The organism is Arthrobacter sp. TJ-178, assembly GCF_058269275.1.
On the sequence record NZ_JBZCNK010000002.1, the window covers coordinates 269,646 to 291,173 of the forward strand.

Genomic DNA, 21,528 nt, shown 5'->3' on the forward strand with positions numbered 1-21,528 from the left:
GGTTCCCCTATAATCACAGCTACAGCCATGAGGATTCCGGGGGTCCATTTTTGTCCAGTTTTGAGCGCCGGGCTCTGGCACTGGTGGGAATTTCGAACGAATTCCATGCATTGTCGCTGCGCCTCCGGGTGGCCGCCAGCCAGCTGCCGCTGGTGCTGTCCGTGTTGGTTACCCTGCTCCTTGTTGCCGTGGTCAGCCCGGCAACTTTTTCCGAAGACGCCTTTCAGCTCGGATTGCTGCTGCTCGCCGTCGCCACCGCGGCAGCCTTCGCCGTGCCCTGGGACCGGTTGTTTGTACCGGCATACTGGGTGATTCCACTGGTGGACTTCTCCGCCATCGGTTTCCTCTACACCGGCGGGCGGAGCACTGTTACAGGCCTTACCCTCCTGTGTGTCTTCCCCGTCTTCTGGCTGGCATGGTCCGGGGTAGCCACCCATCTTGGCGCCTTGCTGAGTTTTGCCGGCACGCTGCTGGTCGTGTGGTCGCCGGCCATCAGCAGCGGCGTGGAGTCCGTCAGGGATCTGGCCAGTCCGCTGTTGATTCCGTTCATCATGCTGGCAATCTTCAACACCGTGACGATTGTGGAAAGGGACACCACTTCCCAGCACAAGCGCCTTCTGGAGGCTGAGAAGGGACTTCAGGACAGCCTGCAGGAAAGCCGGATGCGCACCCAGCTGCTTAACGGCGTGCTGGAGACTGTCGACGTCGGCGTGACCGCATTGGCTGCCGACGGGCAGATCCTTTTGATGAACAGCCGCCAGAGAACCAATTACGCCTTGGCCGGGCTGGCCGGAACCGCCGACCCCGACAACCGAGCGCTGATTTTCGGCCTGGATCAGGTAACGCCACTGACCCTGGCGCAGCGCCCCACCCAGCGGGCGATGCGGGAAGAATCCTTCTCCGACGTGATCATCTGGGTAGGAACGGGAAAGGACCAGCGGGCGCTGGCTGTCTGCGCGCGGGCGCTGCGCGACAACGGCACGTTTGCCGGCACGGTTTTGGCGTACAGCGACGTCACTGACGTGGTCAACGCGCTGAACGCCAAGGAAGACTTCGTCTCCAGCGTCTCGCATGAGCTCCGCACGCCCCTGACCTCAATCATCGGTTACCTCGATCTGGCGGTCGACGACGCCGAGGAACAGAATCTGCAGGGCCCCGTCCGCACCGGACTGCTCGTGGCGCAGCGGAATGCCGAGCGGCTGCTCACGCTTGTCGCTGACCTGCTGACCACGGCCTCGGGAGTGATGTCCCTGAGGAAGTCCAATGAAGACCTGGCGGAGCTCGTCCAGACTGCTTTGGATTCAGCCGGCCCGAGGGCCGAAGCCGCCGGCATTCACCTGAGCAGTGACATCCCCGGGGCCCTGCCACTGCGGATGGATTCCGGGCGGATCCTGCAGGTGCTGGACAACCTGCTCTCCAACGCCATCAAGTACTCCCCCGACGGCGGTGCAGTCACCGTACGGGCTTGGGCGGAGCCGGACTCGGTGGTTTTGGAAGTCACCGATAACGGCATGGGGATGAGTCCTGAGGATCAGCTGGAGGTGTTCACCAAATTCTTCCGGACGGGGCAGGTGAAGAAGGCTGCCATTCCCGGCGTGGGCCTCGGCCTGGTCATCACCAAGTCCATTGTGGAGGCCCACGGCGGGTGCATTTCGTTTGAGTCAGAGCCTGGAGTTGGGACCACGTTCCGGGTCGGACTGCCTATAGACGTCGGCAAGAATAATGTCTGTTGACCACGACGATGAACTCGCTTCCACTGTCTGAACGCTTCTGGATAGCTTCATAACGTTCATCCCCTCATCAGTGGAGGTGAGGGAGATGGGTCCCGGCGGAGATGCGCCTGATTATCATCCGCTGCACAGAGTGGCAAAGCTGCATTGACCTTCAGTTTGACTTGGCAGCAAACTGTCCTGACGCAGGTTCAACTCCACCCCCGCAATGCTCTTATTCAAAAACCCGTGCCGCGCCTAGTTTCACCACCTTCTCATTAAGCTCCTGCTCGTCAACCGCACTATTTGGTGCATGCAAGCATAAGCCCTAAACTAACTTTGGACATGCTCAAATTTGGTCATGCCTCACTGACCAGTTGATGCCAGAGTAGTGGCGACGAGCAGCGACGACTGACGAAGAGCTTTTCCGAGATCTTCCTGAGCGAACCACCGCTGTCAGAAAGAGGGAAGTTTTGAAAGTTCTCGTTATTGGTGATCCCCCCGGCACACCCGGTGGAATAGCACAGGTAATGACGCTTGTGAACTCATGGTGTGTAGCAAAAAATGGAGTCACACCGACCTTCCTCAATCCACTTGCAAAAAAGAATCCATCCGGACCACCAAGTCTGGCCAGGCTCCTCCAGGCACTCACCCATATCGTCCTCGTACGCCCGAACATTGTTCATTTCAATACTGCATCTCGGGGCAGCACTTATCGCAATATTATATTCAGTCTTGCTGTTCGAATATTACGCGTGCCATATGTGATTCATCTACACGGTGGTGGCTATCCCGGCTTTATAAAAACGATTTCGTTTTGGCAGAAGCGTTTGGTACTAGATTACTTCAAGCACGCCAAGGTTATTATTGCCTTAACACCAAGCTGGAGCAAGTTTCTCAGTGAACAGCTAAACGTTGACAACCGTAAGATATCTGTCATACCTAATGGCACTGCCGATCCGGGAGCAGCCCTAAAGAGTACCGTCCACAAAAGCCCTGTCCCGACCTTCGTATACGCTGGTCGACTCACTAAAGCCAAGGGCGTGCCGGAACTCGTCAGTGCCTTCAACGCACTTCCTGAAAACCTGAATGCAGAGCTAATACTAGTTGGCGCCGGAGCAGACGAATCCGTCACCACTGCAATCGCCGAGTCATCCGGGAACATAACTCAGCTCGGCTGGTGCACAAACGCAGAAACTCTTGCCGCAATGGCCAAGGCATGGGCGGTTATCCTTCCCTCACACTTTGAGAATATGCCGCTCACTGTTTTAGAGTCCATGTCAGTTTCTACCGCAGTAATAGCGAGTCACGTCGGCGGAATACCAGAGATGATTCGTGACAACATCGATGGGATCCTAGTCTCCCCAGGTGACATCCCCGAATTAACACGCAGTATGGTTGAACTCTGCGATCTCGAAAAGGCAACCCAATACGGAGCTCTCGGGCGTTCCGTATGGCAAGAGAAATACACAAGCGAAAAAATGAGCGCCTCACTAATAGATCTGTGGAGTAATGCGCAAGAATAATCTATTGTCCAAAAGTTTCGGAGTGCTTTTAATTCGTATCGGTGGCGCTGCACTCCAACTCGCTCTCGTTGCACTGGCAGTTGCTTTTTTTCCAGTCAATGACGTCGGCCAAAATGCCATCCTCTGGAGTGCGGCGATCATGGCTCGGGTAGGAGGAACATTTGGACTAGATCTATATGTTCTTCGCGAACTGCCGACTCTGTGGGAAGACTCTCAGCCGGAATTCGGCCATCGGAGCAAAGGGATACTGTTAAGTCTTTTACGGGTGCTGTTGCCTTTGGTCATTGTGCTCTTGGCCGTCGGATTTTGGCTGGCCTCATTGGATTTGTTCCATCTGGAGATGGCGCTTGCGCTTCCCGTTGTAGTTTTTGCATCGGCGTTGCAGCGGCTATGGTCTTGCCAGTTACGCGCTCGTGGTCAGCTGATGATGGGCCAGACACTCGATGCTGTAATCCTTCCCCTTACCGCGATTATCTTCCTTTTTTCAAGCCACCTGTGGGCGCCTCATTTATTTATCGCCGGCCAAGCCGCGTCGATTGTGCTTGTTACACTACTAATGTCCGCATTGCTATGGACGGATCTGCGTCGCAGTGGAAGGCATCAACAACTTATCGCCCGCGACTGGAAGCAAGTCATTCCTCTAGGCGTTGGATCAGGGCTAAGTGTCGTCGCTTCACGTGCTCCAATTATGTTCGTTGGGGCAGCGTCCATTACGCAGGCGGCATCGTTTGAAATCGGTCAAAGAATTCATTCTGCCGCTACCTTGGCCTCCGCATCTGCTACAGCGGTCCTGTTCCCTCGAGTGAAGGGGCATATTAAACAAGGGGATGCTCGACAGCTTCTTCGTGAATTACTGTCCGCTTCCGTTCTGGGCCTTATTCCGGCGCTGTGCATCCTAATCGGCCTCGTTCTAGTGGGACCCGAACGAACTCAGCTGTTGATGGGACCAGATTACGCGGGGGCATGGGCAACTGCCGTTGTCCTTGCTGCCGCTGCATGCGTTAATTCTGTGACTGGACTCTGCCATGGGGTCTTAGCCATGTCAGGATCCGGGCAAGCGTTCTGGATCATTGCAGCTATCCAGGCTTCGATCACACTTGTCTATGGTCTATTTTATTTTGACGGCGTAGCAGTTCATATGGCCACATTTGTCCTAATGATGGAGATTGTCCGGGGTACCGCGCTCCTTCTACTCATGAGTCGACTCTTGAAAAATATTGCAATGCCGATGCACAAAATGGAAAGTGAAATACTATGATAAAAGATCTTGCTCGCCAGGCATTCTATCAACCGCTCAGGTTTCTTCCACTTACCATGCGACGAAGCCTAATCTACCTTCGAGCATACAAGCGTCTCCCCGATCTAAGGTCGCCTTCGCTGTTCTCGGAAAAAATCAATTGGCGCATAGTTCATGATCGTCGCGAGTCCATTGCGTTTACCTGTGACAAAGTCAAGATGAAGGAATACGCGGAATCTAAATCAAGTTCTGTTTTGGTTCCCAAAACAATTTGGCATGGCCGCAACCTGGACGAACTAGCTTCCCTAGACGTCACTGTCCCGTGGATACTGAAACCGAACCATAGTAGCGGTCAGGTAATCTTGGGCGGGAACGCAGCCATCGACGTCAACGCCTTGAAGGCCAGGACCAAGAGCTGGTTGAAAGATTTCAACTTCAGTGTGTTGGGCGAGTGGGCATATAGTCAGGCATCCAAAGAGTATGTTCTTGAGGAAATGATCGGTGATGGAGAAACACCGTTGCCCGATTACAAGTTCTATGTGTTTGATGGCAAGGTGCGCTTGATACACGTTGATATTAGTCGCTTCGGGAGCCCGACTCGCCGAATGTACACCCCGGACTGGGAGGCGCTCGATTACCATAACAGCATTCCTCTGGGGCCAACGCAGGAACGTCCTGACAATCTTGATGAGATGCTAGAAATCGCCTCTATTATTGGAGACGGATACGACTTCATGCGCGTAGATCTTTACAGGGATAACGGCAACATTTGGTTTGGCGAAATGACTCCCTATCCTGCCGGGGGCGCGAAGCCCTACCGCCCCAAGGATCTCGATCAGATTCTGGGTGGATACTGGAAGCTTCCGGCATTGTAGCCGCCACACACACCGATCAGCCCAGCTGCACCGGGTTCCATGATCGACCTCATAATCGCAGGCGCCCGTTTGGTGCTCTCCAGTTGTGCGGATCTCGTTATTGTTACGCCGGTGACGCCGTGGACCTCGATCGGCAGACCTGCGTGAGGACCGGCTCCTCTGTGCTGCTCGATTCCTAACAGGAAGGTCCGTAGCCGGTCTTTCCGCGGTGACCGAATTGGGAGGGTTCCTGTAGGCGGGAGTGTCGCCAGCAGCTCCTTGGACCAGCCTAGCGCCGGCGCCCCCAGGCAGTACTACGGTGCGAGCACAGTAACGGGCCAGTCAAAGAAAGACTCTGTCCAAGCTTGCAGCATACGCCGGTCTGGTTGGGCCCAAGCGCCCTCTCCGTTACACCCAGAACCTGCTGGAACGAGGTAAGGCGAAAAGACAGCACGGGTACACTGTCGCTCCTCGCAATAGGCGGGCCGGACCGCCATGACCCGAACTGGCCAGGATCCTTATGGACGGCCAATCTCTGGGTTACGAACCGTGCAAGCCCGCGGCAGGTGCTCCAGACGTGCTGACGCAGCCTTCGGCACTGAATAATAGCAGGACAGTCGTATCTACAGATTAGGGATGGCCGACAGCCCCACCACCACCTAATTTGGGTGGCAAGTATACTCACCGATCGTAGAAAATCAGCACTCTCCGTCTTCGGTGCAGAGGCGGACCGTTGCGGGCAAGCTCTTGACCTGCCCGCAAAGACTACAAGCCGAGAGAAGGCGGCATGAGTTCCCGGAGCGCCGGAGCAATTCTTTCCCCGTACTCAATTGTGATGTGGGCTCTATCCGATTTGGTTGGCACGTCCCCAACAAACGCAGGGCAGAATCGGTCCAAACAGTAAAGACGTCGCGTATCTACGACTGACCACCTGTTGGCCTTGGCCACTCCAGATTCCGCGTTGAACACATCGGACCACGAAGCTTGAATCGCTGACACACAGTCGGATGGTGACCGGACCCTGTTATAGCACTCCTTCGGGTCCTTATCTGCTGGAGGGGCAGACAAAAACACGATTTTGTTAGGATCAATTACTAGTTCCGAGGCTGCCACCCGAACAGTTTCAGCCCATTGGCCGGAGGGCATCGGTGCTGTCTTACCCACTTCTGTACGAGGGGCATAGCTGTTTGCGATAAAAACCGCGTCCGGCTGAAGTTCCTGAACGAGACGGATGCTACCGGCGTTACGTGCTCCGCACCCTTCAACGATCGCCGGGTCTGAGTTTGCGACCGTTACGGAAGAGAATGAGCATCCGTACATGCCACCGCTTACAACTTTCCAATCGTCGCCAAGCGCTTTCTGTACGGGGTTTGCCATTGTCATGGCTATCGAGTCGCCAAGCACGATTGCGGTCCGTGGCGCGCTGCCACTACCAAGCGTGCACCGGTCGACATCGAGTGGACCAGGATCACCACAGGTAGCGATAGAAGCAGGCGCCTGGGGTGCGTCGAGTGCCTCATCCATGGACATAGCTAGGTCTGGCCATGTGCTTGCCTGTAAGGCAGCTGAGATCTGATTCTGCAGGGCAGCAAGTTTCGGAGGGAGTTGTTCCGCTTCAATTGATTCATGTGTTGTCGTGGGCGCAGGAACGAAAGCCTTTGCCGCCGGTGGCATGACATTCGGCGGCGAAATCAGCAATACAGCCACCAGACCGGCGGTGATGGTCGCAAGCAACCCAACTGCTGTCACCCTATACCTATGGCTAATCGTCGCCGGATTCCGGATTGACGTTGCGAACTTCTTGCCCCATCCGGGCTTACGGATCGGATCTTCCACCAGATGGTACGCGAACACGGAAGCGACCAGCATCATTGACAGAGCCAACAGATAGTAGGTGGATCCGTTGTCCATAAACTGGCCGAGGAAAATGATCACAGGAAAGTGCCAAAGGTAAAGCGAATAGGAAATATTCCCAAGGTAGCCACTCACACGATTTGTTAGAAAAGACAGACTCCTATGAGGAGGAGAGCCTGTCCCAGCAGCAATTACCATCATTGTCGCCAGCACCGGCAAGAGAGCTGCCGGCGCAGGAAAGGGAGTTGCGTTACTGATCATTAAAAGTGATGCAAGCAAGCCCGCGATCCCACTCCACGCAATGTAGATCCGTAGGGCGAATGGGATTTTTTCGAGAAGAGGCATCAACACCGCAAGCAGGGACCCAAGCCCCAGTTCCCAGCCACGAGAGAACGTAGAAAAATAAGATAGAGCAGGGTTATTTGCTGTCTCGTAAAGAGCCCACGCTATAGAAGCCAGAGAAACGACAGTGATGGCTACACCCGCCACGAGTCTCACAGCTCGGGGGTCGTTCCTTCGTTCACCTCGTAGGAATATGAAAAACGCGCCGAGCATCAACCATGGCCAGACGAAGTAAAACTGCTCTTCCACCGAAAGCGACCAATAGTGCTGAAGCGGAGAGACCGGACCATCCGCTTGGAAATAATCCGTACCCTCGGACGCGAACCTCCAGTTAGCGGCAAAGAGAGTGGCCCAAATTCCGTCCCACAAGGTTTCGATGAAACGGGAACTATTGAAAATAAACTTGGCGCAGATGACAGTTACTGCAAGGACCAGGAGGGATGCTGGGAGAATGCGCTTCACCCTGCGCAGGTAGAAGCCTTTGAAGGATAACTGACCTGTATTCTCGTACTGACGCAAGAGCTGGCCAGTGATCAAGAATCCAGAGATTACAAAAAATACATCAACCCCAATGAATCCGCCGGAAGGCCAATGGACCAAGTGATCCAGTATGACCACGACCACGGCAAAGGCCCGTAGGCCCTGGATGTCCGGGCGAAACGATTTTTTTGGCGCTGTAGCAGACTTGAAACTCGCCAAGCTTTTCCGGGCGCTTTTGCTGTAAGACATAGATTTCCCCACGTTTGAGACCTTCAATAATCATATCTCTATATCGAAAATGCTCCTAAAGAGACTCCATGGCGACCCTACGTCTAACGAGAAGGTGAAGAAGCAAGCAGTGGTCTTGTTATTAGCCTCACCCTAAACCGCAGAAAAAATTTGCTTCTCGTGCATTCTCCTACCGCTGAATGCGAGTTTACCTTCCAGAAAGGCTGCTACCAGCCGACTCTCGCCCAGAAAAACGAATTACAGTCATCACGTTAGGACCTGGTCAGTTGCGGCATGGTTTTACCCAAATCACCCATGACGGGGGTGCTGCAGACGGTACAAGCTTGGCAGCCAACCAGCCAACCAGCCTCCAGAACGCGGATGGGCTTCCTGCACTTACCGACCAACATAAGTCAGCACGAGGCACCAGCTCAACCATAATTACCGGGCCAAAAGAGTAGCCATGTTTTCCTTCAACACCTGCAAGACCGGCCATTGCGCGGTGGCGTTCCGCCGCTAGGCGAGAGACCTTTTCCATGACATGTCCTGCCGCGGAACGAAAATAAGCTCAAGACATCGCCACCGGCATCGCTAGTAGTATTAAGGTCCGTAGGTTGGTCTGCCCGCCGCCACCGCGCACTGCCCTTCACAGTGCGGCACGACGCACCCCCCATCGCCCTCTGGAATCACGTCGTAGTAAAGACGTTATCGGTACGAGGTAAGGAATTGTGACCCTTGCCCGGTGGTCAGAATCTTTTTAAGGCCATTTCTAAGCGGCACTAAGCTTAGGCCGTGGATCTTTGCCCGTAGTGACTACTTCCACTTTCGAGCTCTGGCCGCCCTTAGTCGAGACACGTAGCGATGCTGAATAGATTGCAAGCCCCCAGACCGTAGCCACCGTTGGACGGTCAAGCAGGGCATTACTAAGCACCATTCCGGACACAATAGCGATGAGGGCCGCACGACCGTTGTTTGAGATATTCATATAGACGTAGGCTAGATATACCACCAATGCGAAAACACCTACGATTCCGAATTCCATCAGTACGGTCATGGCATCTGAATGAGCCCCCTTCTCACTCCACCACCACAGCGATGTCGTTCTGAAATCACTATAGGGTCCTCCGCCCAACAGCTTGGTTATCACTCCGCTGTTAATGAATATGTCGATACGTTCCATCCAGGAGTCCAGACGCCCAGATCCAAGCGAACCGATACCTAGCGACGCCACATCTCCGCCAGCAACCTGGGTACTGTCGCGCCACGCTGCACCGATTGGGATAACGACGGCGGCCACTACCCCTATCCATTTAAAGCTCAAGTTAAAATGGTCGAACGCCACAGCAGCAAGAAACATCACTAGCATCAGCAAAGCAGTAGTTACTCCGTAGCCGGCACAAAGCACAGTTCCAATCATGCAAAGTGGTGCCCTCACCAGGAGGGGCCACGGCGAACACCACAGAATAATGACGAGCGCCACCATAGTGATAGATGAACTATGCACTGCCGTTTCCCCACCGAAAAAAGGGGCGAAACGGGCTACTCCGGAATAGGTAAGCGGCCCTGATGTTACGGCGACCACCACCGCATAAAGTAGAAGGACTGTCGCGCCGAAACTTAAAAAACGACGATGATCACCCACGCGAGCAAATGCAAAAACTCCTAGTGCTGTCAAGGAAATACAATATCGAGATAGGGGGCCGAAGTTTGCGGGATTTTCTCCGGTCGACGCAAGGATTAGGGTAATTATTACGAACGTACCAATAAGCGCTATTAATCTCGCGCCAAACCTCAAGTTAAGCACTGTGGAAAAAAATGTGAACACAAAGAACAGGGAGGAAACACCGATGGACAACAAACTAGCCACTGAAGAGACATTATTATAAGCTATAATGTAGCAACATTGAACAACCCACAATAGTACTAGCGCGAGGGTGGTAATTGAATCAGGGGCATGTGTTTCTTTTACCGCAGGTGCCAGTTCCATCCTTTGCTTGTCAAAACTTTGCAGGTCATCCACTCTTTCTAGTATTTATCCAAGGATTGATACAGCAGGGCACTTTTCAACATGGCATTTCAACTGAAGTTTTCTGACTAGTTTGTTGCATGTAAGTCATATTCTTTTGTGGGCAATCCTAGCACTGGCTTTGAAGCCATCGCGCTTCCCAGAACTCCAGGGTTCACATTGGCAAGCTCCAGCTCGTAGCCCAAGCCCCTACGCGTAAGTTCCCTTGTTATTTGCTCTTGGTGATCGTCGACATGTTCCCCATAGGCCCTATGCCGCGTCATCAGTACCGGCGTTTTACCCAAGTCCATAATTCTAAGCGCTGAACCAACACCGGCATGAGTTATGACCACATCAGAAGTTTCAACATGGAAGTCGAATTCCGCAGCATCCATCATTTCTGTGGAATACCCTTTAATATCGGTCCGGGAGGTTGCCCCTAGCTGCCACACAATTTCATGGGTGCCAAAATTGGCTAAGATTGCGTCAATAGCACGGTCGAACCTATAGGGCCTAATGGTCCCGAGCGTAACAAATATTTTAAGCTTGTCTTTTTGGCTTTTATTCCCCGGAACTAGGTAATATTCGTCTAACACTGACGGGCCCAGCCGCCATCGCTTGTTTGCCCAACCGGAATGCTGTGTGTAGAGCTGCGTCCTAGGAATTTTGGCTACAATTTTGCCGGTTAGGGAGGGCCCATCAAAACGCGAAACGCTTTCAAGATAATATCTCGATACTCCCGTCGTCATGGCCGCAAGAAATACAGGAACAGCAATGGCGGCACCCGTACTGAATACGAGATCATATGGCTGCCGCCGCAGTTCTTTCCTGATCTGTTTAAAAGTTTTTCCTGCAGTCCGCCAATCACGCGATGCTATGTACGGAAGATACATAACATGCTTTTCATCCTTCAACAGCGATTTTGATTGTGCATTCTCAAAAGTAATCCAGAGCGGGTCGTCAGCGATATCGAGATGTGGGAGCAAGCGATGCAACTGGGCCAGATGCCCTCCAGTTGACGCGGCAAGCACGGCTCGCGCTCTTTTGTTCTTCACGACGCTTGTCCCCTGTCCTATCTTCCTTCGTTACAGCTCGCTAACTATAGGCGAGAACCTGTACATGCACAAAAAGGGGAAGTCTCATAGGCGCAGATCCTGCTACGCACGGAGCGGTCTGATGCAATCCCAGTAGGGTGTTTGCCAGTAAGGGCATGCGCTTCTTCCTGGATCTGCGCCGCTTCATACCAAGCTTCAGCGATTAGGCTGGATCAGCCAACTGGCCTAATCTTACTTTGTTGCTAGGTCAAAACGATGATGTTCCAGAGGGCGTCCGCTCACCCCGCCTAGCCTTTGAAAGGTAAAAGGAACTTGGAAATACGCGAATACCTCAGAATTTTGCGGCGAAATTGGCTGTTGACCGTAGGATGCGTTCTGATCGCAGTACTCACAGCTGCACTGGTATCGCTGATCGCCAAACCTACGTACACCGCTACTACTCAGCTGTTCGTTTCGATACAGAACTCAGGCAGCGTCAGTGAGTTACAGCAAGGAAACACCTTTACCCAGGCACGCGTGCAGTCGTATGTCAAGACAGCAAAGACGCCGGCCGTATTACAGCCCGTCATCGACGAACTAGGACTGGATGTCAGCCCAGCTGGCTTAGCCGAGAAAGTACAAGCCTCTGCGGACCTGAATACCGTTCTCATTACTGTTACAGCGTCGGCTGCGTCACCTGTCGACGCTGCTTCCCTTGCCCAAGCCACTGGGGACAGTTTAGTGCGTGTTGTAGGAGATCTGGAGGGAACGTCCCAAGGGGGTGCCTCGCCGGTGAAGCTCTCTGTTATCACGCCTGCAATAGCGCCGTCCGAACCAGCCAGTCCAAATGTCGAACTAAACCTTGCCGCTGGAGTCTTTGTTGGTTTGATTCTCGGATTGGCATTGACGCTTTTGCGGTCCATTTTGGACCAGCGAGTTAGAAATGAATCTGACCTGCGTAAGGTTACCGATGCACCTTTGCTAGGAGGGATTTCCTACGATAAAGACGCCGAAACGAAACCGCTGCTGACTCAGGTTGCTGCGCAAAGTCCCCGAGCAGAATCATTTCGTCAGATCCGGACTAACCTCCAATTTGCTCAGGTCAACAGAAAGTCTAATTCTGTCTTGGTCACGTCGTCCTTACCTGCTGAGGGGAAGAGTACAACCGCGACGAACCTAGCCATTGCACTCGCCCAAGCGGGGCAGTCCGTGGTCTTAGTCGATGCGGATCTGCGAAGGCCGCGGGTCGACGATTACTTGGGCCTCGAAAGAGCTGCGGGACTGACTACTGCCCTTATAGGCCAGGCTTCCGTCGATGACCTGCTGCAGCCGTGGGGCGACAACGGCCTTCAGGTGCTCACATCTGGCCAAGTGCCTCCGAACCCGAGTGAGCTTTTGGGTTCCACCGCCATGAAGGACCTACTCACACACCTTGAATCCGTTTTCGATGTAGTCGTTATAGATGCATCCCCTTTGTTGCCGGTGACGGATTCCGCGGTCTTAGCGCAGCAGGTTGGGGGCGTAGTCGTGGTAGTTGGCTCCAACAAACTAAAGACGACAGAGCTCACGAGATCTCTAGCCGCGCTGAAGCTTGTCGATGCTGAAATATTGGGAGTTGTCTTTAACCTTATCCCCACGAAGGGTCCAGATTCCTACGGCTACAGCTACTATTCTTATGCATCGCCCGAGCCGACAGAATCCTCAACTCATCCCATCTCACGCAGAGCCAAAAAACTCGGGACTAGTGGCGGAACAGAACGCACCCTAACATCTGGTGCGATGTCATCACACCCAAATTTGTCAACCCATGGTCACTGATGTGCCGGACAGCCATTCGGAAACTGAAATAGCGCTTTCTAACAGTCGTCGTGACTGGAGACAGCGATATAAAACTCGAATGGCAGTTGTGGACGCTCTTGTCGTCATATGGGCTACTTCGGGGGCGCTCATATTTCGCTTTGGCTCCGCAGATAGTTCAAGTCTTCTAAGTGTGGACGGAAAGCCTTACGTGGCAATTTCCGTTTTCCTAGCAGCAGCCTGGTGGGCAATGCTAGGAATATGGGGAAGCCGTGATCCGAAGGTAATGGGGTATGGAACAGAAGAGTTCAAACGTCTGCTGAGTGCTTCCATCTGGCTCTTCGGACTTGTTGGGTTAGTTTCTTACAGCTTCCAGTTTGACACCGCAAGGGGTTACATAGGTGTAGCGCTCCCAGCAGGTGTCATAGGGCTGATAGCGGCTCGAGCTTTAGTCAGGCGTCTTCTTAGGATTGAAAGAAGACGGGGTCTAAGTACAGCGACGGTCATGGTCATTGGAGGGGTAACCAGCGTTGAGCACCTAGTGCGTTCCCTTAAGAGTCAGCCAATGGCCGGCTACCTTCCAATAGCAACGTATCTCCCTCATGCCGCGCCGGGAACGACCATTGACCCAAAGCTCGGCTTACCCAATCTGGGATATGAGGCATCGACCCGGGAATTGATACGCACCATTCGAAATGCTGCTCCCGATGCCGTTGCGTTTTCCTCAGGAGTTCCACTCCCGCCACGAACAATCCGTGAATTAGGGTGGGCGCTCACCGATTTGGACATTCGCATGATCATGGCGCCCGCGCTTACGGACGTGGCTGGTCCTAGGATTCATACGCAGCCCTTAGCGGGTTTACCCCTGATCCATGTATCCACACCAAATCTCAGTGGATGGAAACGCCTAGCTAAACGGACATTTGATCTGGTGGGTGCTTCGTTGTTGATTTGCCTGAGCTCACCTTTTCTTTTGATGACGGCCATACTCATCCGTTTGGATAGTTCCGGGCCCGTTCTCTTTCGGCAGAAACGTGTCGGTACTTCAGGCAAGCATTTTGAAATGCTTAAATTCCGCTCGATGGTTACTGATGCCGAAGAGCAACTGGTGGAGTTGCAACGTCTGAGCGAAGGCAACGGCGTCATGTTCAAGATGAAGTCTGATCCGCGTGTGACACGCGTGGGTAAGTTCATTCGCAGATACAGCATCGACGAGCTCCCACAGCTCTTCAATGTACTGGGCGGCACCATGAGCCTCATTGGTCCACGTCCTCCACTCCCCTCCGAAGTAGAAACCTACGAGACATACATGCTCCGAAGGTTGCTGGTCCGACCAGGCTTAACGGGCCTTTGGCAAGTGAGTGGGAGGTCACTGCTCTCTTGGGAAGACACTATTCGCCTTGACCTCTACTACGTAGAGAACTGGTCTCTAGCCGGTGACATTGCCATTCTCCTGAAGACGTTCAGGGCCGTTGTTTCGCGCCATGGAGCCTACTAGCATGACACCGTTTCCCAAGTCTATGTTTCACCGCCGAGCCACCGATGATGGGATGCCGGTTTCCAGGCACAATGATCGGCGACCAAACGATCCAGCATCCAGGGAGCGAACAAAACGCATCAAAGTTCGATTTGGATTAGCAGCATTAGTGATGGTGCTACTAGCAGGCTGCACGGGCGGGCTCCTTGCGCATCAGGCATTAGCCGCGCGCGGTCAGCTCGAAGGAGCCGTTGATCTTGTTCCTTTGCTACGCACACAGCTGTCTGAAGGAAATCAGAAACAGGTGGAACATACTTTTGATGCGATTAGCTCTCAGACGGCGGCTGCGAGGGAGACAACCGATGGGCCCTTGTGGACGATTGCAGCTTCGGTCCCATTTGTTGGAGCCAACTTCAGCGCCCTAAGAGAAATTGCCGTATCTGCAGACGATCTAACAACGAAAGCGGGCACTCCGCTGCTGAGTGTCTATGGATCATTGGAACTAGAAATGCTTTCGCCTAAGAACGGGCAAGTAGACATCTCTCAACTGCAGGATGTGGCGCCGAGCATCATTGGCGCCGCCGAAACAGTGAGACTCTCTCACGATCGCTTGGCATCCATTGACCTGGCTACCCTTGTTCCGCAGTTAGCAGGCCCAGTGCGTTCTGCAACTGACATGCTCGGTGAGCTTAACAGCCTTATGAATACAGCTTCTTCGATCTTTCAACTCCTTCCAGCCATGCTGGGGGCAGAGGATTCACGAGATTATTTAGTGCTGGTGCAAAATAGCTCTGAGACTAGAGCTACAGGAGGCATCCCAGGAGCCTTAGCCGTACTACACACCGATGACGGGACTATAAGCCTAGGCGAACAAACCAGTGCCGTCGCTTTAGGAGCCTTCCGCCCCGCAATAGACGTGGACTCAGAACAAGTCTCCCTGTATACGGGTCGCCTCGGAACCCAGATGCAGAATGTGAATCTGACTCCGGATTTCCCCACCGCCGCCCAATCAGCAAAAGAGATGTGGGAACAACGCCACCCTGGCCAGACAATCGACGGCGTGCTCGCGTTGGATACCGTGGTGCTGAGCCACCTTTTGGAGGCCACGGGACCGCTAGATTTGACCGACCCTCAGGTACTGGATGCGATTCGTGATACGGACTTGCCCTTGTCTCTCACGAAAGACAACGTCGTCCCCACGCTCCTGTCAAAGGTCTACAAAGACATAGAGAACCCCGAAGCGCAGGATGCTTATTTCGCCACCGTGGCCAGCCGGGTCTTCTCTGCCTTCACGGAAGGCCAAGGAAACGGCGCTCAACTGATTAAGGCCCTAGGCGCGAGCACTGCAGAAAACCGCCTATTCTTATGGTCCAGCCATCCCGCAGAAGAAGAAATCATCGCTTCGACCCCTGTTCACGGCTCAGTTACAGGACCGGACGGCGGAGGAGCTGCCTTTGGCGTGTACTTCAATGACGGCACTGGCGCCAAAATGGACTATTACGTTACTCGAACCGTACAGATCATCCAAGCCTGCCCAGTGGGCGATTACGGGCGATACACGGTCCGTGTCGCCGTAACCAATAATGCTCCAACGGACGCTGCATCTAGCCTGCCCGCATACGTTACGGGGGGCGGCGCTTTTGACGTCGAGCCTGGTCGGGTACGCACCAACTACGTCATGTACGGACCTGCACAATCGTTTGTGGAATCCGCCAGAGTGAATGGCGAAATGGTACCCGTGGGATCCGGAAAGCACGGCCAACGTCCGGTAGGAACCCTCACCCAGGAACTGGCTCCGGGAGAAACAGCAATCCTAGAGGTGGATTTCACCCGCGTTGTCCAAGATTCTGAGCCACTCCTTCACGTTACGCCCACGGTCCAGCCCGTAAAAGACGTCGTACTCCCCACGATTCGAGCAGAAGCCTGTCAATAAACGCACGGAGAACTGGTTACATAGCATATGGAGCTTGGAGGAAGCCCTTTTACCTGTTACCGTATGAGTGTTTCCGCTTCGTAAAAGCTTCGCGGACGGGCGCATGTCACCGGATTATCATGGGAGAGCGCCGGGACATAACACAGAGTTTTATATTTTGGCTTGGTTTCACGGGTTCTATGGTGGCAACCGACCGACTAACATATCGCAGTCTTTATCAAATGTACCGGGGAGTCTCACACATGAAAAAAACCGTATCCGCACTGGTCCTGGCCGGATCGCTCGCTTTCGTCGGCGCAGGAGCCGCCAACGCTGTCAATAGCTATCCCGCACCTGTTACCGGATCGGTCAGCGCAACCATCGTTACACCCGGTGCCACCATTGTCTTCAGTGGATCCGGATTCACCGGCGGCGAGCGAATCGTCATTGACGTGACCTACAACAATGATCCCCAGGTTGTTGCCGGAACCGGCGTCAACGGACCTATCATCCTTAATCAGCTCATCAGCAGCAACACCGTAACGGCGAACGCAGATGGCACCTTTGCCGCTGACGTGACCCTTGGAGATGCCCCCGGCACCTACACGCTGGTGGCCACAGGCCAGACCTCAGGACACCAGGTGACAGCTACTGTTGTGGTGGATCCGGCAGCCGGAAACGCCGCTGGCACAGGTAATGGAGCCGGAACTAACGCTGGTGCCAACAACGGATTGGCTAACACGGGTGCAGATTCGGCCATGCTCCTCTGGGGTGCCGCGGGCATCGTAGCTGTCGGCGCCGGCGTTGCGTCAGTAGCAGTTGCACGCCGCAAGAACGCATAACTTAGCATTACAGCGACATCTGGGAGGGCAGAAACCGATTGGTTTCTGCCCTCCCAGCTTTTTCTTAGTGCTTCGGCGACATTATGGTCTCACCCCTAAGTCACCGGCACATTTATCAGCTTTAGAAATATTTAGGGGAACCGTGCGTATATCTGTCATCGGCTGCGGCTATCTGGGAGCCGTGCACGCTGCGTCCATGGCAAAGCTCGGACACGACGTTGTGGGGATTGACGTTGACCAGGCAAAAATCAATGAACTGACTTCCGGCCGGGCACCGTTTTTTGAGCCCGGCCTTCCGGAGCTGCTCACGGAATCTATTGCCTCCGGACGTCTGTCTTTCAGCACGGACATGGCTGACGCGGCGGGGGCCGATGTTCATTTTGTCTGCGTGGGAACCCCGCAGCGCAAGGGCGAATATGCTGCAGATCTCCGCTTTGTGGATGGCGCTTTCTCCTCCCTGGCGCCCTACCTCAAGCCCGGCAACGTGGTGATAGGAAAGTCCACCGTTCCGGTCGGAACAGCAGCGCGGCTGGCAGAGGACCTGCAGGACTCGGCACCGGAAGCTATCCTGGTATGGAACCCGGAATTCCTCCGTGAAGGCCATGCAGTGCAGGATACCCTGGCACCGGACCGCTTTGTCTACGGCATTCCGTCAGGAGATGCCGGAACAGCCGCCGTGGCCGCCCTTGACGAGGTGTATGCCACTCCCCTGTCCACCGGCACGCCGCGTTTGGTGATGGATTACGCCACCGCCGAGCTGGTCAAGACGGCCGCCAACTCATTCCTGGCCACCAAGATCAGCTTCATCAACGCCATGGCAGAGGTCTGCGACGCAGCCGGAGCAGACGTCACCGCCTTGGCCGACGCCATCGGCATGGACGACCGGATTGGCCGCAAGTTCCTGAACGCCGGTGTCGGCTTCGGTGGAGGCTGCCTCCCGAAGGACATCCGCGCATTCATGGCACGCGCCGGAGAACTTGGTGCAGACCAGGCATTGACCTTCCTGAGGGAAGTGGACACGATCAACATGCGCCGCCGCACCCGCGTAGTGGAAATGACCCGCGACATCTGCGGAGGCTCGTTGATGGGCAAGCGCATCACCATACTGGGAGCGGCGTTCAAGCCCGACAGCGATGATGTCCGGGACTCCCCCGCGCTGAGCGCCGCGGCTCAGATGCAGCTGCAGGGCGCCACCGTCACGGTGACCGACCCCGAAGCTCTGTCCAACGCCAAGGGCCGTTTCCCGGAACTGGGTTACGAACCAATCACCGAAAACGCCATCGAACGTGCCCATGCGCTGGTGCTCCTGACCGAGTGGAAGGAATACCGTGCGCTGGATCCCCGTGTAGTTGGTGCTCTCGTGACGGAAAAGAACATGATTGACGGGCGCAACGTCCTGGATTCCGCTGCATGGCGCGAAGCCGGCTGGAATTTCAAGGGTATGGGACGCCCGTAACTGCGCCTCAGTGGTATGGCTTTTACGGTGTGCTGCAGGACCAATTAGTTGGCTTGCAGCACACCGGTGTTTAAAACCTATCCGCAGCTCGCAAGCCCTGCTACGATCGACCTGCTCACCGTTCCTCCGCGAACCGGTTGGAGCCAATCGTCTCATTTGCATTACTAGATTCCTGGGGGAATTCTTGCTTTCAGCAGCCTTTATATCTGCACTTCCATTTTCCGGCGACGTCGCCAGCACCGGCATGATCATCTGGGCCCTCATCGGGCTCGCAGGCATGCTAAGTGGCATTCTGACCGTCGGGGCCGCCCGGCGCCGAAGCCGTCTGACCGAGCCGACCGTTGCCGCTGCACCTGCGGACTCTGTACCGCAGGCTACGCCCGCCGCCGAGGCAGGGCAGGACAGCCTGATTCAGGCCGCTTAGCGAGCTCTTAGGACCAGCTTCAGAGAACCCGTCCTCACTGCATCAACACTGCCGCAACCACACCTGCCGTCACCATCGTCAGGAGTGCCAGTCCGGCGTAGCTGATCCACTCACGGCGGCTGCGGCGATAGTGCTTCCGGCGCCATTCTCTGGTGGGCTCAACTGTGTCCATGCATTCGAACATACGGTCCCTCTACAGGCGCGCAGAACCGTACTTCCTACTCGGTTCCAGCTAAAACCTACGTGCACGCCGACGGGGGATCGCCGCTGCACCCGATGCGGCCGCCCCGCCGTCGTCGGCCGCCGCGCGAGTGCGTCAGTTCGCCGCCAGCAGAGCTTCCTCCAGCGCAACCCACGCGAGCATCGCGCACTTGACCCGCGCCGGATACCGGGAGACCCCGGAGAACGCCGCAGCGTCCCCGAGCACCTCTTCATCGGCCTCCACCGTGCCGCGGGAGCGCATGACCTCGCGGAAGTTCTCCACCAGGTCCATCACCTCGTCCCGGGACAGCCCGGCGGCCAGATCGGTGAGGACCGAGGCCGACGCCATCGAAATGGAACAGCCCTGGCCCTCCCAGCTGATGCCCTCCACCGAGGGCGCACCCGCGCCGGATCCGTCCAGCACCGCGCGCAGCGTGATCTCGTCGCCGCAGGTGGGGTTCAGCTGGTGACTCTCCCCCGCCTTCGCCCCCGCCGGGGCCTCCACCAGGCCGGCGCCGTGCCGGGCCTTGGCATGGTCCAGGATGATCTGCTGGTACAGCTGCTGCAGCTCGGCGCTCATTTACTTCACTCCAAAGAAGGGACGGACGCCGGCCACCGCGTTCAGGAACGCGTCGACGTCGTCGGTGGTGTTGTACAGGTAGGTGCTGGCGCGGGTGGTGGACACCAGGCCCAGCCGGCGGTGCAGCGGCTGCGCGCAGTGGTGGCCCACGCGCACGGCGATGCCCTGGTCATCCAGGAACTGGCCGACGTCGTGGGAGTGGACGCCGTCAACGTCGAACGCCGCCAGCCCGATCCGCTCCACGCCGGCGCGGGGCCCGAGCACGCGGATGCCCTCGATGGCTTCCAGGCCGGACACCAGCCGCTGGCCTAGCGTGGCCTCCCACGCGTGGATGCGGTCCATGCCGGTTTCGCTCAGGTAATCCACCGCGGTGCCCAGCGCCATGGCCTGGGAAATGCGCTGCGTGCCGGCCTCAAAGCGCTGCGGGGCCGGCAGGTACTCGGCCTTCTCCATGGTCACCGTGGTGATCATGGAGCCGCCGGTGAGGAAGGTCGGCATCGCGTTGAGCAGCTCCGCCTTGCCGTACAGCGCGCCGATGCCGGTGGGGCCCAGCATCTTGTGCCCGGAGAACGCGGCAAAATCCACGTCCAGCGCCTTCACGTCCACCGGCAGGTGCGGCACGGACTGGCAGGCATCGAGCACGACGAGCGCCCCAACGTTGTGTGCCAGCGTCACCAGTGTTTCCACCGGGTTGATGGTGCCGAGCACGTTGGAGGCGTGCGTGAACGCCACGATCTTGGTGCGCCCGGTGATCAGCCGCTCGGCCTCCTCCAGCCGCAGCGCGCCGTCGTCGTCCACCGGAATGAACTTCAGCGTGGCGCCGGTGCGGGCGGCCAGCTCCTGCCAGGGAATCAGGTTGGCGTGGTGCTCCATTTCGGTGACCACAATCTCGTCCCCCTCGCCCAGCGCGAAGCGGCGGGCGGCCTCTCCCCCGCGGCCGGCGGCGGCGTTGGAGAAGGCGTAGGCCACCAGGTTCAGGGCCTCGGTGGCGTTGGAGGTCCAGACAATCTCATTGGGCCGGGCGTTGATGAACGCGGCCACCTTGGCGCGGGCGTCCTCATACACGTCGGTGGCGGCGACGGCGAGGGTGTGCGCGCCGCGGTGCACCGCTGAGTTGCGCTGTTCATAGAATTCCTGCTCCGCCTCGATCACGCTGAGCGGATTCTGCGAGGTGGCGCCCGAGTCCAGGTAAACCAGCGGATGGCCGTTGACCTGCTGGTGCAGGATCGGGAAGTCGTTGCGGATGCGCAGGACCTCGGCGTTGTCCATCAGCCCGGCGGCGGGCTGAAGGGTCTCGGGGGTGGAAACCACAGGCACGGGGAAACTCCTTGGCTGGCGGGGGCTGGTGCGGGGTGCGCAGGATGACGGAGACCATTACGCAACACAAGTCTGTGCTAATCATCCCACTGCGCGGCCGCGAGCGCACGTGAGCTGCGCCTTAGTTGAGGGCACGGGTACCCCGCAGGCAAGGTGCAGAGGAACTTAGCGTGGCGTGCTCCGGAATACAGGTACCGCGTACTCGTGCTGCCCGCCCGCTGCCGGGAGTAGCTTCCTTGATGGGTGCCGGATT

At 56.0% G+C, this 21,528-nt stretch carries 15 protein-coding genes; 9 read left to right on the top strand and 6 right to left on the bottom strand.

All coding sequences use genetic code 11. The features are described 5' to 3' along the window. The first annotated feature begins 50 nt into the window (after positions 1–50). From AC4D2Q_RS07575 to AC4D2Q_RS07590, 4 genes are all read left to right on the top strand, one after another. A complete protein-coding gene (locus AC4D2Q_RS07575; RefSeq protein WP_490945898.1) occupies positions 51–1,733 on the top strand; it encodes a sensor histidine kinase in 1,683 nt (560 codons plus the stop codon). A 449-nt stretch (positions 1,734–2,182) separates the two neighbouring features. Continuing rightward, positions 2,183–3,235: a glycosyltransferase family 4 protein gene (locus AC4D2Q_RS07580; protein ID WP_490945899.1), complete on the top strand. Its 1,053-nt coding sequence runs from the start codon at positions 2,183–2,185 to the stop codon at positions 3,233–3,235. Continuing rightward, entirely contained in the window at positions 3,222–4,493 is a 1,272-nt protein-coding gene (locus AC4D2Q_RS07585) for a lipopolysaccharide biosynthesis protein (RefSeq protein ID WP_490945900.1), read from the top strand. The genes AC4D2Q_RS07580 and AC4D2Q_RS07585 overlap by 14 nt, the downstream gene beginning before the upstream one ends. A gap of 56 nt (positions 4,494–4,549) precedes the next feature. Then, positions 4,550–5,347, top strand: a complete 798-nt coding sequence (locus tag AC4D2Q_RS07590) for an ATP-grasp fold amidoligase family protein (protein ID WP_490946214.1) — start codon at positions 4,550–4,552, stop codon at positions 5,345–5,347. A gap of 744 nt (positions 5,348–6,091) precedes the next feature. On the opposite strand, the gene AC4D2Q_RS07595 is transcribed toward AC4D2Q_RS07590, so the two are convergent. The 3 genes from AC4D2Q_RS07595 to AC4D2Q_RS07605 all read right to left on the bottom strand — a co-directional run bounded on the left by AC4D2Q_RS07595 (position 6,092) and on the right by AC4D2Q_RS07605 (position 11,290). Next, positions 6,092–8,251: an acyltransferase family protein gene (locus AC4D2Q_RS07595; protein ID WP_490945901.1), complete on the bottom strand. Its 2,160-nt coding sequence runs from the start codon at positions 8,249–8,251 to the stop codon at positions 6,092–6,094. 748 nt (positions 8,252–8,999) lie between these two features. Further along, the gene (locus AC4D2Q_RS07600) at positions 9,000–10,250 is read right to left on the bottom strand and encodes a hypothetical protein (RefSeq protein WP_490945902.1); all 1,251 of its coding nucleotides are present in this window, start codon (positions 10,248–10,250) and stop codon (positions 9,000–9,002) included. Positions 10,251–10,324: 74 nt separating this feature from the next. Then, positions 10,325–11,290 (bottom strand): glycosyltransferase, encoded by a 966-nt coding sequence (locus AC4D2Q_RS07605; RefSeq protein ID WP_490945903.1) that lies wholly within the window; start codon positions 11,288–11,290, stop codon positions 10,325–10,327. A 312-nt stretch (positions 11,291–11,602) separates the two neighbouring features. On the opposite strand from AC4D2Q_RS07605, the gene AC4D2Q_RS07610 reads away from it, so the two are divergent. From AC4D2Q_RS07610 to AC4D2Q_RS07630, 5 genes are all read left to right on the top strand, one after another. Next, on the top strand, positions 11,603–13,087 hold the full coding sequence (locus AC4D2Q_RS07610; RefSeq protein WP_490945904.1) for a tyrosine-protein kinase domain-containing protein: 1,485 nt from the start codon (positions 11,603–11,605) through the stop codon (positions 13,085–13,087). Positions 13,088–13,166: 79 nt separating this feature from the next. Beyond that, entirely contained in the window at positions 13,167–14,564 is a 1,398-nt protein-coding gene (locus AC4D2Q_RS07615) for a sugar transferase (RefSeq protein WP_490945905.1), read from the top strand. 1 nt (position 14,565) lies between these two features. Continuing rightward, positions 14,566–16,476 (top strand): DUF4012 domain-containing protein, encoded by a 1,911-nt coding sequence (locus tag AC4D2Q_RS07620; protein ID WP_490945906.1) that lies wholly within the window; start codon positions 14,566–14,568, stop codon positions 16,474–16,476. Between the two features lie 242 nt (positions 16,477–16,718). Continuing rightward, on the top strand, positions 16,719–17,297 hold the full coding sequence (locus AC4D2Q_RS07625; protein WP_490945907.1) for an LPXTG cell wall anchor domain-containing protein: 579 nt from the start codon (positions 16,719–16,721) through the stop codon (positions 17,295–17,297). 142 nt (positions 17,298–17,439) lie between these two features. Further along, positions 17,440–18,753 (top strand): UDP-glucose dehydrogenase family protein, encoded by a 1,314-nt coding sequence (locus tag AC4D2Q_RS07630; RefSeq protein WP_490945908.1) that lies wholly within the window; start codon positions 17,440–17,442, stop codon positions 18,751–18,753. 458 nt (positions 18,754–19,211) lie between these two features. Here the strand turns inward: AC4D2Q_RS07630 and AC4D2Q_RS07635 are convergent, their stop codons facing one another. The 3 genes from AC4D2Q_RS07635 to AC4D2Q_RS07645 form a co-directional block, all read right to left on the bottom strand. Next, on the bottom strand, positions 19,212–19,349 hold the full coding sequence (locus tag AC4D2Q_RS07635) for a hypothetical protein (RefSeq protein ID WP_490945909.1): 138 nt from the start codon (positions 19,347–19,349) through the stop codon (positions 19,212–19,214). Between the two features lie 144 nt (positions 19,350–19,493). Continuing rightward, a complete protein-coding gene (gene sufU / locus AC4D2Q_RS07640) occupies positions 19,494–19,958 on the bottom strand; it encodes a Fe-S cluster assembly sulfur transfer protein SufU (RefSeq protein ID WP_490927165.1) in 465 nt (154 codons plus the stop codon). Next, the gene (locus AC4D2Q_RS07645) at positions 19,959–21,275 is read right to left on the bottom strand and encodes a cysteine desulfurase (protein ID WP_490945910.1); all 1,317 of its coding nucleotides are present in this window, start codon (positions 21,273–21,275) and stop codon (positions 19,959–19,961) included. It abuts the gene before it with no gap. Positions 21,276–21,528: the final 253 nt, after the last annotated feature.

Bases quoted from the DNA above. Each gene is read 5' to 3' on its own strand.
- AC4D2Q_RS07635 (WP_490945909.1), bottom strand. From the start codon at position 19,349: ATGGACACAGTTGAGCCCACCAGAGAATGGCGCCGGAAGCACTATCGC.
- AC4D2Q_RS07615 (WP_490945905.1), top strand. From the start codon at position 13,167: ATGGCAGTTGTGGACGCTCTTGTCGTCATATGGGCTACTTCGGGGGCG.
- AC4D2Q_RS07590 (WP_490946214.1), top strand. From the start codon at position 4,550: ATGCGACGAAGCCTAATCTACCTTCGAGCATACAAGCGTCTCCCCGAT.
- AC4D2Q_RS07620 (WP_490945906.1), top strand. From the start codon at position 14,566: ATGACACCGTTTCCCAAGTCTATGTTTCACCGCCGAGCCACCGATGAT.
- AC4D2Q_RS07585 (WP_490945900.1), top strand. From the start codon at position 3,222: ATGCGCAAGAATAATCTATTGTCCAAAAGTTTCGGAGTGCTTTTAATT.
- AC4D2Q_RS07625 (WP_490945907.1), top strand. From the start codon at position 16,719: ATGAAAAAAACCGTATCCGCACTGGTCCTGGCCGGATCGCTCGCTTTC.
- AC4D2Q_RS07595 (WP_490945901.1), bottom strand. From the start codon at position 8,251: ATGTCTTACAGCAAAAGCGCCCGGAAAAGCTTGGCGAGTTTCAAGTCT.
- sufU (WP_490927165.1), bottom strand. From the start codon at position 19,958: ATGAGCGCCGAGCTGCAGCAGCTGTACCAGCAGATCATCCTGGACCAT.